Raw genomic sequence first — 12,139 nt, 5'->3', positions numbered from 1 at the left:
GCCGCCGCGTCATTGCGTGGATAATCGGCAAAGGTGTTGACAGCTTTTTCTGGCATCGCCGCCTGTCCGGCTTGGAAAATATCCGCTAAAGGGAGATAGGCCGGATGCGTTTCCGGCACAGTGACCGTCAATAATCGGGGGTTGAGCAGTTCGTTGATTTCGGCATGGAACACCAGAATGCTGCCAGTAATGCCGAAAATGGATAAGAACAAACCTAAGGCCAAACCTAGCCAGAGATGCACCGCCAGCCATGTTTTGCGGCGGGCTTTCAGTTTGGCAAGATGTGGTTGTTTGGTATCGGACGGGGTTTTCTTGGGTGGGTCAAAAAATCGGTTCATAGCGTATCGTTAGCTATTCAAAAATTCACTGTCAAGGCTTAACCGCTTCAAGCGCATTAAATTCGGTGGGGTGGGCATAAAAGCATTGTCCACCCCACCCACTAATTTCTTTCTTAGCCGTACGGGGCATGTTGCCCCGTACGTAGTGTTTCCCGTATGAATAAAAGATTATGGAGGCAACATCAAAACGATAGGAACGGGATTGCAAATCCCGTTCCGCGCGAAGGTGCAACCCAACCTACGGAGTTAATATTCCAACCGTACCGAACCGATTATTGTCAACGCATCGGCCGGTAATATCGATGCTTGGTTTGCGCTGGATGCGAAATACCTTTTATCAAGTAGGTTATTGACGTTAAGCTGGGTAGTCAGCTTTGTGCCCACCACATTCATCGAATAAGCAGCCATCGCATCAAGGCGTGCATAGCCCGGCAACTGGAAAGAGTTCGCATTATCCCCCTCTCGTTGTGACGCCAGGTAAACGCCAGATCCAAAACTCAACCCCTGCAATGGCGTATTCACAAAATCATATTTGCCCCAAATACTGCCGGAATGTTCGGGTACATTGAGCAAGCGGTTTCCCAAGTCATCGCTGTTGCTTTTGGTGATTCTTGCATCTGTGTAGGCATACGTTCCGATCAGGCTGACAGCATCGGATACCTGTCCTTTCATGTCAAATTCGATGCCCTGGCTTCTCGCTTCGCCAAGTGCTACGCTGAATTGGGAGTTCACGGGGTCGGGAGTTAGGACGTTTTGCTTGGTCAGGTAGAAATAGGCAATGCTCGACGTGAGGCGACCGTCGAACAATTCGGTCTTCACCCCCGCTTCGTACTGAGTGGCGATTTGGGGAGTAAAGGGTTGTCCTGTTCGTGAGCGTCCACCATTATTGCTCCCCAAAGACTCAGTGAAATTACCGTATAAAGATAGCCAAGACCAAGGGTGATATAACAAGCCGACGCGAGGGCTGAAGTGCTCACTCTTAGTGTCTGCAGGGTTAGCAAAGGAAACGGTTGAATAGCTTGAAGAGGCTTCTGCCCAATCGTAACGCCCGCCGCCTAGAATATGGAGCTTGTCATCCCAGAATTTAATTTGATCCTGAAAATAGACTCCATACCATTGCTCATCGTTGGTATAAAAGAAATTCGGTGCATTCTTTCTCGCTGTTTCGAGCGTGTTAAAGTCGGCTGCGCCGTAAACAGGGTTAAAAATATCGATAGTTGACATAGGATCGCTATCGATACCGATGGCTTTATCGCGTTGCGCAGAAAAATAATCGCCACCCAGTAGCAGGTTGTGATGCAAACCTAAAGTGTCAAAGTCTCCGGTAAGACTTGCATAAACAGTATGAGATTCCCTATCAGTATCGACTAACCAGGGAGATCGGTTAAGTGTCTTGTTATCTGCCTGTAGAGATGTGTGATAGGTTTCCCGCCAGTTATAAGTCAGGTTGTTCCAAACAAAGCCATTTTGGATTTTCCAATGGTCATTAAATTTATGCGACCAATTGAAGTCGACCAGCTCGGTTTCGACTTGATAATGTTCCCAAGGTTCTCCCAGAAATCGGTTTAAAGGAATGGAGGCAGGGCGGTTACCGATGGCGGGTATGCCGGAGTCGTCAACCAAATCTTCATTTTTATATTCGAAATTCAGATTGACCTCAGTTGCATCACTGAGCTTCCAGGTAAGGCTGGGCGCAAGAAAAATACGGTCATCGAATACCACATCACGAAATGAATTGGTGCCTAGATAAGCTAGATTGAATCGGTAGAGCAAGGACTTATCTTGGGTTACGGGTCCGGTGGCATCCATCGTAGTTCTATAGAAGTCATAGGAACCGAATTGTTGTTGCAAAGAATAATACGCTTGCTCCAGCGGTTTTTTAGTGACCACGTTTACCAAACCGCCGGGTTCAACACGCCCGAACAGCATCGCAGCGGGACCTTTCAATATGTCAATCTGGTTCAGATGTGCGGTTTCGCTGGACTGGGTGATCATCCTGATGCCGTTGCGATAAAAGTTTGAAGCTGATGAAAATCCGCGGATCGTAAACGATTCATAACCATTGCCGTAAGTAAAGTCCCGTTGAACGCCGCTGACGTTTTTTATCGTATCTTGAATGCGTATCGCCTGTTGGTCGTCAAGAACGGCACGCGGTATCACTTGTATCGACACTGGGGTCACCATGATCGGCGTATCGGTTTTGGTGGCGGTGCTGGCATTAGAGCGAGTGTAACTTAGGTTGTATGGATCAGTTGAGTCGTCATCATACCCCCCGGTTTTTCCCGTTACTTTCACAGTCGACAAGGTTATCGCCGATGGCGGTGCAGTGTCCGCCACCGCAACGTTTTGCGCCACTTTCTGCAAAGTCACCATTCCGTTACGGCTGGATTGCACGGCTATCCCAGTCCCCGCCAACAGGCTTTGCAAAGCTTGTCTGGATGTATAACGGCCTGTCACACCAGACGACCTGATTCCTGCCGTCAGCTTGCCATCCGCAAGCACTTGCAGTCCCGATGTCAACGAAAAATCAACCAAGGCTTTGTCCAGCGACTGCGGGCGAATCTGGTAATTGCTAGCTTGACTGGCTGATGTATTCGGTTCGGATTCCGCGCTTTGAACGGCTTGGGATATGGCCAATGCAGCCAGAAGTAAACTGCCGGAAAATGCCGAAGATAGTTTTTGTTTGCGATTGGGCAAATCGCCAACAAGAGGGTTAACAAACATGGGCTACTCCGTAAAATTCATCGTGAAAGGCTGGGTTGTTATCTACCCATTCCTATCTAGGACGATGGTTGGCGGGAAATCCCTAGTTTGTTTTGTACTATTTTTAACTTTATGGTGAAAACGTTTGCCATCAGCCGATCAGAATTTAAGCAAACGGCTTAACCCAACAACACCCAATAGTCCGCCAGCCGCCTTGCACGGACACCCAACGTTTGCTCCAAAGCGTTGATGGCTTCATCTAAGTGTTTGACTGAAAACACCGCCGTAATAGGGCGATTTTTGAGTTGCCCGTCCGTAATCAGCAAACGTCCGGGCCGATATCGGTTAATTTGCGCCACCACCTCCGCTAAAGTCGCTTGTACGAACACTAACTGCCCTTGCCGCCAAGCCAAAGACTTTTGCACATCGATGTGCTGCACATTCGCCAATAGTTGGTCTTGATAACGTGCTGATTCATTTGCCGTTAACGGCGTGATGCGTCCGGGATTACCTTCGGTGCTGGTTTCCACACGACCGTGGACTACGGCAATAGTCACGGCGCCCTCATCTCTACCGACACTAAACGCCGTCCCCGTCACCCGCGCACGGGCAACACCGGCCTTCACCCAAAAGGGCCGCTCTGGCGCATGGGCTACTTCAAAAAACGCTTCACCGCGTAGCAATTGCACCTTGCGTACCGTGTTTTCAATATCTACTGTCACCGCGCTATCGGTATTGAGTAGGATTTTAGAACCATCCGCCAAGACGATTTGCCGTTGTTCGCCCGTAGCCGTGTGGTAATCGCTTTGCAGGTTTTGCAGGACATCCGGTTGCCAATAAACCACCAACACCACACAAACCATCAACACTGAAGCGGCGCGGGCGAAGGAGAAATGCTGCCACTTGGTTTTTTTTGCCGATACAGGCAAACCTTGTTGCCTTATAGCCTTAGCCGGTGATTCCAATGCCGCATAAAGTTGTTGTACAGCTTGCCACGCTTCGGCATGTTGGGGATCGCCCGTTAACCAGTGGTCAAACGCCTCGCATTCAGCAAGGGTGGTGTCGTCAGCCGCCAGACGAAAAAACCAGGTGGTGGCTTCGGTAAATATTGAATCAGACACGGACGGTGCAGGGATGGGATTAATAACGCAGACTCCAAAACGGATATTGAGATTGACAAAACAGAGGCTTATTTATACCCGCGTCAGGCCTTTGTCAAAAAATTCCGGCACAACAACATCGCTTGGCGCAAATGGTATTCAACCGTGCGTTCCGATATATCCAAACGGGCGGCAATTTGTTTATAGCTGAGTTCGTCAACACGATACAAGAGAAATATTTCCCGGGTCTTCTCCGGCAAATGGGCGATGGCTTGCTGCAATTGGCTCTCCAAACAATAGTTGGCGACGATGTCCTCAGGGCTGGGTTGAGCATCGGCGATTTCGGTGTCTAGCGGAATAAACTCACGGTGTGGCTGACGTTTCATACCTCGCAAATAGTCGCGGGCCAAATTCGCGGCGATAGTGAACAAGAACGCATTCAGATCAAGGATAGGCTGTGGCGTAGCCTGCTTCAAAAAACGCAGATAGGTTTCCTGTGCCAATTCTTCAGCAATTTCCTGCGAGCGGACATGCCAAAACAGATAGTTTTGCAATTGCGGATGGCGGGCGTGATAAAAATCGGTCAGATCCTGACCAGAAACTGGGCTGGGGTGTTGGCTCATGCAAAAACAGGATAATCAAGGGAATGGCACTACCACAAGCAGGAGTTGTACCAATCGCCTTAAAAGCTTGGCAGTCGTGGGCTTAGCTTCTATTTGCCTACGGAAACGCCGTAAAAAAATAGGGCAAAAGCCGCGACTACTAGGTTCTGTTGACGTTTGTCGAATAGGTTAAGATTATCCGATTTGGATGGCATGAACCGAATAGAGCTGAGTGATGACGAGTGGGGCCGCTTATTGGCGTTCTTAAAACAATTGCCGTGCATCCATGTCGGCTGTCCCGAGCAATGCAAGCGGTTCGTTGGGGCTTGCCTGTGGATATTACGTTCGGGGGCGCAGTGGCGGGTTTTGCCGCCAACGTACGGCAAATGGAACACCATCTTCAAACGTTTCTCGCGCTGGTGCGCGAATGGGGCTTGGGAGAAACTCCTCGGATATTTTTCCGAAGCCGCTGATTTACAGGATGTTTCCATGGATGGGTCGGTAATCAGGGCACATGCCTGTGCGGCGGGGGCGGCAAACAGCTCCGCCAAGGAAGAGGCGTTGGGGGCGTTCCAAAGGTGGCTTTGGCTGCAAGATCCATGCGGTCTGTGATGCCTTGGGGCTACCGGTCAGATTCATCCTGACGGGCAGCCAAGGGGCGGAGTGCAGGCAGGCTATCCCCTTGTTGGAAAACCTCAGTGCCCGCGCCGTTTTGGCGGACAAGGCCTACGACACCAATGCCTTACGGGAGTGGTTGGAAACACGGGGGATAAAAGCCGTCATCCCGCCCAAATCGAACAGGAAAGAAGAAATTGACTGCGATTATTGCCATTATAAGGAGCGGCACGTCATCGAATGTATGTTCGGCAAGCTCAAGCACTACCGCAGGATTGCCACCAGATATGAGAAAAAAGCCATTAATTACAGGGGGATGTTGTCATTTGCATCCGTGCTCTTATGGCTCCGATGAAACGTCAACAGAACCTAGGGGATTTAACACAGTTTTTTTATTTTTGGCTAGACGGCTGAAAAAGCCATTGTCGAGAATAAAGATCAATTCGTTTCGTAAAGCTAAGCAATCCAAGACCTAGAGGATTCCAGACAGCATTATTCTGGTAAAACGCCTATTTATGGCGTGGGTTTTGCTGAATTAGCTAACCGTCATTAGCTCCGCTTTATATCCGTACGATAACGCTTGACATGAATAGCACCGCAATCAATGCCGATGATGTGTTTTTGCATCATCGCCACACCCTCATCCATACCATTGCCCGCATCGTCGACTGCCCGCAAACCGCCGAAGATTTGGCACAAGATACTTATCTAAAGTTTTTACAGGCAGCAGCAACGCAGGAAATCACGTTTCCTCAGTCGTTTCTATTTCAGATTGGGCGTAATCTGGCCCTTGACCATCTACGCAAACAGCGCATCCGCCAGCCGCTTACCAATGCGAAGGCAACACCCAAACAAGAAAACGATAGTATTATTGAATGTATTGCTGCCACCACGCCAACGCCGGAACAAATCGTCACCGATCAACAGCAAGTGACGTTATTGCTTGATGGCTTACAGAACTTGTCAGAACGGCGACGGACTTGTTTGGTACTACATCGATTCCACCATTGGCCTTATGGGCGCATTGCCACTCATTTGGGTATTTCCCGCAGTGCGGTGGAAAAAAATATCCAAGCCGCAGTTGCCCATCTTATTGCCGCCCAAGACGATGAGCCTTGTTAACAGCATGGCACAAACGTCTGATGCTGTTAAAATGCTGCTGAACCCATAAAACCAACCGCCATGTCCTATCCTCTCGAACCGGATACATCTAGCCCGCACAGCCATGCGCAAGACCAAGCCCTAGCCTGGTTTGCCCGTCTGCAAGACAGCAAAGTCAGCGATAATGACAAAGCGGCATTTGCACAATGGCTGGCGACAAGCCCCGCCCACCAAGCCGCATTTAATAGAGTTGAACAACTGTGGCAATCCCCCGCGTTAACCCAAGCTTTAAGCCAGTACGCCGCCATTACATTTCCGGTCACGCGCCAACGTAACCAACCCTTGCGTTGGGCAACCGCCGCCTCAGTGGTTTTAGTGTGTGGATGGCTGTTTGCCGCTTCCGGCCTTATCACCCGTTGGCAAGCCGATTACGTCACCGCGACGGGCGAACAGCGGCGAATTGAATTGGCTGACGGTTCGGCGATAATTTTAAATACCGATTCTGCCGTATCATTAAATTTTAGCGATACCCAACGCGGCATTAAGTTTTTGCAAGGGGAAGCGTATTTTGAAGTGCAGCCGGATAAAACCAAGCCGTTTATTGTGGCGACTGAACAAGGTACGGTACGCGTGGTTGGCACGCGCTTTACCGTAAAAGCAGGGGCAATCACCGAGGTGGACGTGGACAGCGGTATTGTTGCGTGTGCTGGAGAAATCAGCGGCAATGTTCAACTGACCGCCGGACAACATACTGAAATAAGCCCAAACAACGTCAGCCCGGCTACCATCATAAATTCCACCCGCAGCTTCGCATGGCTAAAAGGCCGCCTGATTTTCCAAGACCAAACCCTAGCACAAGTGATTGCCGAACTGGATCGTTATCATCCGGGCGCGATTTTGATTAGCGACACCAAGCTTCGGCAAACCCGCATTACCGGAAATTACAAGCTGGGAGATACTGCGGCTGTCATCCGCACATTAGCGGATATTATTGGAGCGAAAGTTATTACATTTTCGCCGTATTTGACGGTGTTGAAATCCTAATTACAACCAGATTCCAACTTCAATTTTCGTTTTTCTCAAATAAACCATCCCACATCACCTCGCACAGAGTTCTTCATGCAAAATTTTTCGCAACGTTTCCGCCGTCAGTGGTGCTGACTCCGGTGCAAGGCTAACGCGCAAGACTAACGCGCAAGACCTCATTAATCAGTGTTTGATAACCTTTGCCACTTTGGGCGGCACGTTCACGGAAAGCAGCGAGAACATCATTATCAAGAAATAGCGTAATGCGGCTTTTGCCGCTTTCGGCTTGGAGTTTAGCCAAATGCGGCACGTCTTGAGCGCGTTTGGCATTGCTGAAATCATACTCGTCACGCATAGCACAGAACCTCTTTGGTAGTGGGTTTACGGGCGGAAATTATTCGAATCGATTCTCCGCGCACGGTGTACACAACAACCAATAGTCGCGCCTGATTACTTATGCCCAGCAGCACCCAGCGATTTTCACCTTGAGCATCAGCATCTTCACGGACTAAAGCGAGTGAATCAAACAAGCAACTAGCGGCCTCATCAAAATGAATACCATGCTTTTTCAAGTTAATGGCCGCTTTGCGGGAATCGAATTCATTTCTATGAACCTATGTTATACCTACATTATATGTATTCGCAAGCGCATAAAAATCAACAAAAAACTTTCCACCCCAAGTGTGTGATCCAAATCCTGAAACGTCTCGTTACCTAAGCGCGGCCAAAAGCGCGGTTTTCTTAACGACACACAGGAGCCACTATGCACCCAGACACCCGTAATGCCCGCGACGCACTGGGCCAAATCACCCTCGCCATTGCCCTGACACTACCCTCGCTGATCGCACCACAACAGGCTTTAGCAGGGGGAAATCAAATCCAACAATTCAATATCCCCGCCCAACCGTTAGCCGACGCGCTCAACGCCTTCATCGCCACTAGCGATTGGCAGGTTGGTTTTCCAGCAGGATTGGCGCGGGATGTCAGGGCTAATCCTGTTTATGGCAAGTACACGCCGCAACAGGCTTTAGACAAATTGGTAGCGGGGAAAGGTTTGGCGGTTAGGCAAACGGGCGGTAGTGTGACTTTGGTGAAAACGGCTGGGCCTGTGGTAGCGGCAGTTACTTCGGTGCAATCGGTGGCGACATTAGCGACGATGAAAGTGACCGGTAAAACTGAAAGTTACGAAGATGATTCGAGCGATCCTTATAATCCTAATTACAACCGTACCAACGCCACGACAGCGACCAAAACGGACACGCCCATCATGGAAACGCCGTTCTCGATTCAAGTAGTGCCCAAGCAAGTGTTACAAGACCAGCAAGTGGTGCGTGTCGAGGATGCCACTAAAAATGTTAGCGGTATCATGAAGGCAGGCAACATCGGCAATGGTGTCGATTCATTCCTGATACGCGGGTTCGACACAGGCAATTCGGTTTACCGCAATGGGGTTTTGTTTCCCTCTCCGCTAGGTTCTAGCGGCTTTGGCCTAAAACGTGACACGGCTAATTTGGAACGCATTGAGGTGTTGAAAGGGCCCGCTTCTATTCTGTATGGCCGGGCCGAACCTGGGGGTATCGTTAATTTGATCACCAAACAGCCGCTCACTAGCCCATTTTATTCCTTGCAACAGCAATTCGGTTCCTATGATTTTTACCGCACCACTGCCGATGCGACCGGCCCCATCACTAAGGATGATAAGTTACTTTATCGCCTGAACCTGGATTATGAAAATGCTGGCTCATTTCAAGACTTTGTCTATAACAAACGTGTTTTCGTCGCCCCGGTGGCCAAATGGAATATCAGCCCTAAAACCCAAGCCACTTTGGAACTGGAGTACTTGCACACCCATGATAACCTTCAATCCCCTATTCCAAATCTAGGCAACCGTCCCGCCCCCGTCTCCCGTTCCTATAGTTTCGGACAGCCTTGGTCGGATGAAAGCACCGACGATATTCTGGTCGGCCTCAACTGGTCACACGCGTTTAACGACAACTGGAGCTTACAACACCGTTTCAATGCCAATTTCACTGAACAAGGGGGCAATCCCGCTGCTTTCGCATATGGTATCCAAGCGGACGGCACTTATTCGCAAGGCACGGCTACCGTAAAAGGACTCGCGGCAGACCGTTATTTCAACACCGTCAATCTGACTGGCAAGTTCAACACGGGAATATTGCACCATTCCCTAGCCTTCGGCGGGGATTACTACCGTACCAATGAAAAGTTAGACAATCAGTATTGTTGCCCTCCACTGCCGGATGGCAATTTCAATAACCCTAGCTATACATCAGGGCCACTGGCGGACTTGGTCACACCACAAAATGCCTGGGGGCCAATCAACCACACTACCGATTGGTACGGTATCTTCCTACAAGACCAAATCAAATTGCCTTTCAATTTCCACGCTTTGGCCGGATTACGTTATGACAATGCGGTGACCAAAGACAATCTTCTGGGCAACACCATTAACGATGATGACCAAGTTAGCCCACGCGGCGGTTTGCTTTGGCGTCCGATACAATGGTTATCCTTATACGGAAGCTACACGGAAAATTTCGGCGCCTCCAACGGCTTTAACAATAGTGGGAAAACACTGCCGCCGCAACGGGCTAACCAATGGGAAATGGGAAGCAAAACCGAATTTTGGGACGGGCAGTTAACAGCCACATTTTCCTACTTTGAATTGACTAAGCAAAACCTGCAAACGCCCGATCCCAATAATTTGCCTTGGGGTGTTATTCCGGTCGGGGAAGCTCAAACTCATGGCGTAGAACTGGATGTCGCGGGTGAAATTCTGCCCGGCTGGCGGATGATAGGCAATTACACTTACATGCCCTTCGCTAAAATTACCAAAGGCAATGATTTGCTTGGTAACCGCCTTGGCAATGTCGCCGAAAACATGGGCAGTTTATGGAGCACTTATGAGTTTCAGTACGGCAAATTTTCTGGCTTAAAGTTGGGTGCCGGAGCCGTCGCCGTTGAAGGCCGTCAAGATGCGGATACCCATGATTATCAACTTCCTGGCTATGTCACGATGAACCTCATGGCAAGCTATGGCTGGAAGATCGGTGTTTCCAAATTTACCGCCCAAGTCAACATAGACAATCTGCTGGACAAATCCTATTTTGTCACCGGAACCAGTAGCGGTGCTTACTATGGTGCGCCGCGTACTGTTTTAGGATCGATCAGGGTATCGTTTTAGTGACCAAAACTGAATCTTGAGACCTTTCGGATTTTAAAAATCTGAAAGGTCATTAAACAGAGGAATGGCTTTACGCCTATTGCTAAATTATTCCTACACATCGTCGGCACAAACTAACATGACTTCAAGTTACTCCTAACGTCCGATTTGTCTAAAACATACCGTTCATGCCCTGACTCTATCGACAATGAAACAAAACTGCCATCACTATTTATCGCCTAAAAAGAAGCACCGCAAACTATGGTTGCAAATACATTTGTATTTAGGGCTGACTTTAGGTGCGATGTTCGCGTTGATCGGCTTGACAGGCAGCCTGATTGTTTTTTGGCAACCGCTGGATGCCGCATTGAATCCGGTACTGCTAAAAACGAACAGTGCGTGTATTGAATCCGCTTACCGACCTTTAGATCAATTGCTTGCCGCCGCCCAAAACTACATCCCAGCTCCAGGGCAATTGGGCAGCGTGTCCTTTCCCAATGTCGAACGTCCCTTGTATACCCTTTGGTATCAAATGCCCGCTCCAGAAGCCGAGTGGAATGACCGCTATACTTTGTATATAGACCCATGCAACGGCACTGTGACTGGGCCTCGCCTATGGGAATCACAGTTGCGTCCATGGGCAAAACCGTTAATGGGCATTATTTTAAAGATACACACGTCACTGATGCTTAATTTTCCGGGTCTGTGGCTGGGCAATTATCTGCTCAGTTTTGGCAGCGCGTTGTTGATGGGTTCGATTGTGGTCGGGGTATATTTATGGTGGCCACGCATTGACCGCTGGCTGGTGGCTTTAAAAATCAAACGCAATGCCAGCGCGGAAAGGCTGAATTACGATTTGCATAAAACTTTTGGTATTTTTGCCAGCTTACTGTTATTAGTCAGCTTATTTAGCGGCATCCATATGTACAAACCGTGGACAGAATGGATAGATCACAGCGTTAATGCCTTGTCATCTGTCACGCGGCTTGCCGCAACTCCGATTTCACAGACATCCCCAGAAAAACAACCTATCAGCGCGGAACAGGCGGTCAACATCGCTAAAGCCAGCGTTCCTAATGGTCAGCCTGTATCCTTATCCCTACCAGAAAACAGCCAAAGCGTTTATTCAGTGAGCTTAGCAACAGGAGCGGCATGGGAAAGTGATGTGTTGGTCGATCAGTACAGTGGCAACATCCTACAACGTTATAGCCCAGAAACGGCAACGTTCGGCGACCATTTGCTAGGCTGGTTGTTCCCTTTGCATACGGGACGTGCTTTTGGTTTGGCGGGGCGGATTTTGATTCTGTTCCTAGGATTAATACCCACTGTTTTATATGTCACGGGCTTTATCCGCTGGCGGCAAAAACGCAAGGCACTAAAAATTAAACAAAACATCCCGGTTAGCAAATAACCCACCAACGCTGTCATATATTTTTGTTTATCAAATGGTTATAGATTAATTCGTTAAAA

At 49.1% G+C, this 12,139-nt stretch carries 9 protein-coding genes and 2 pseudogenes; 5 read left to right on the top strand and 6 right to left on the bottom strand.

Annotated features, from left to right (window positions below; genetic code table 11):
- From METMI_RS27465 to METMI_RS0111625, 4 genes are all read right to left on the bottom strand, one after another.
- Nucleotides 1–338: PepSY-associated TM helix domain-containing protein (locus METMI_RS27465; protein ID WP_040572786.1), on the bottom strand; the 338-nt coding region annotated here is incomplete at its 3' end.
- Between the two features lie 246 nt (nucleotides 339–584).
- The gene (locus METMI_RS0111635; RefSeq protein WP_019866471.1) at nucleotides 585–3,062 is read right to left on the bottom strand and encodes a TonB-dependent siderophore receptor; all 2,478 of its coding nucleotides are present in this window, start codon (nucleotides 3,060–3,062) and stop codon (nucleotides 585–587) included.
- Between the two features lie 158 nt (nucleotides 3,063–3,220).
- Entirely contained in the window at nucleotides 3,221–4,162 is a 942-nt protein-coding gene (locus METMI_RS0111630; protein WP_019866470.1) for a FecR family protein, read from the bottom strand.
- Between the two features lie 83 nt (nucleotides 4,163–4,245).
- Nucleotides 4,246–4,764 (bottom strand): RNA polymerase sigma factor, encoded by a 519-nt coding sequence (locus METMI_RS0111625; protein WP_019866469.1) that lies wholly within the window; start codon nucleotides 4,762–4,764, stop codon nucleotides 4,246–4,248.
- A gap of 192 nt (nucleotides 4,765–4,956) precedes the next feature.
- Here METMI_RS0111625 and METMI_RS28400 point away from each other — a divergent pair.
- The 3 genes and pseudogenes from METMI_RS28400 to METMI_RS0111605 all read left to right on the top strand — a co-directional run bounded on the left by METMI_RS28400 (nucleotide 4,957) and on the right by METMI_RS0111605 (nucleotide 7,503).
- Nucleotides 4,957–5,713 (top strand): annotated as a pseudogene (locus METMI_RS28400) (IS5 family transposase).
- Nucleotides 5,714–5,943: 230 nt separating this feature from the next.
- Nucleotides 5,944–6,480, top strand: coding sequence for an RNA polymerase sigma factor (locus METMI_RS0111610; protein ID WP_019866468.1), 537 nt, complete (start codon nucleotides 5,944–5,946; stop codon nucleotides 6,478–6,480).
- Between the two features lie 60 nt (nucleotides 6,481–6,540).
- Entirely contained in the window at nucleotides 6,541–7,503 is a 963-nt protein-coding gene (locus METMI_RS0111605; protein WP_019866467.1) for a FecR family protein, read from the top strand.
- A gap of 130 nt (nucleotides 7,504–7,633) precedes the next feature.
- On the opposite strand, the gene METMI_RS23780 is transcribed toward METMI_RS0111605, so the two are convergent.
- Nucleotides 7,634–7,840: a BrnA antitoxin family protein gene (locus METMI_RS23780; RefSeq protein WP_019866466.1), complete on the bottom strand. Its 207-nt coding sequence runs from the start codon at nucleotides 7,838–7,840 to the stop codon at nucleotides 7,634–7,636.
- Nucleotides 7,833–8,072, bottom strand: a pseudogene (locus METMI_RS26185) (BrnT family toxin); the annotation flags it as partial. The gene METMI_RS23780 and the pseudogene METMI_RS26185, both read right to left, overlap by 8 nt.
- A 176-nt stretch (nucleotides 8,073–8,248) precedes the next feature.
- On the opposite strand from METMI_RS26185, the gene METMI_RS0111595 reads away from it, so the two are divergent.
- Complete coding sequence (locus tag METMI_RS0111595) at nucleotides 8,249–10,690, top strand: TonB-dependent siderophore receptor (RefSeq protein WP_019866465.1); 2,442 nt, start codon at nucleotides 8,249–8,251, stop codon at nucleotides 10,688–10,690.
- A 187-nt stretch (nucleotides 10,691–10,877) separates the two neighbouring features.
- Nucleotides 10,878–12,080: a PepSY-associated TM helix domain-containing protein gene (locus tag METMI_RS0111590; protein WP_019866464.1), complete on the top strand. Its 1,203-nt coding sequence runs from the start codon at nucleotides 10,878–10,880 to the stop codon at nucleotides 12,078–12,080.
- The last annotated feature ends 59 nt before the right edge of the window (nucleotides 12,081–12,139 follow it).

Origin of the sequence: Methylovulum miyakonense HT12, assembly GCF_000384075.1 — a bacterium.
Lineage (GTDB): Bacteria > Pseudomonadota > Gammaproteobacteria > Methylococcales > Methylomonadaceae > Methylovulum > Methylovulum miyakonense.
The sequence above is the reverse complement of the archived record's forward strand: the minus strand, read 5'-3'. Positions and strand labels throughout refer to the sequence as shown.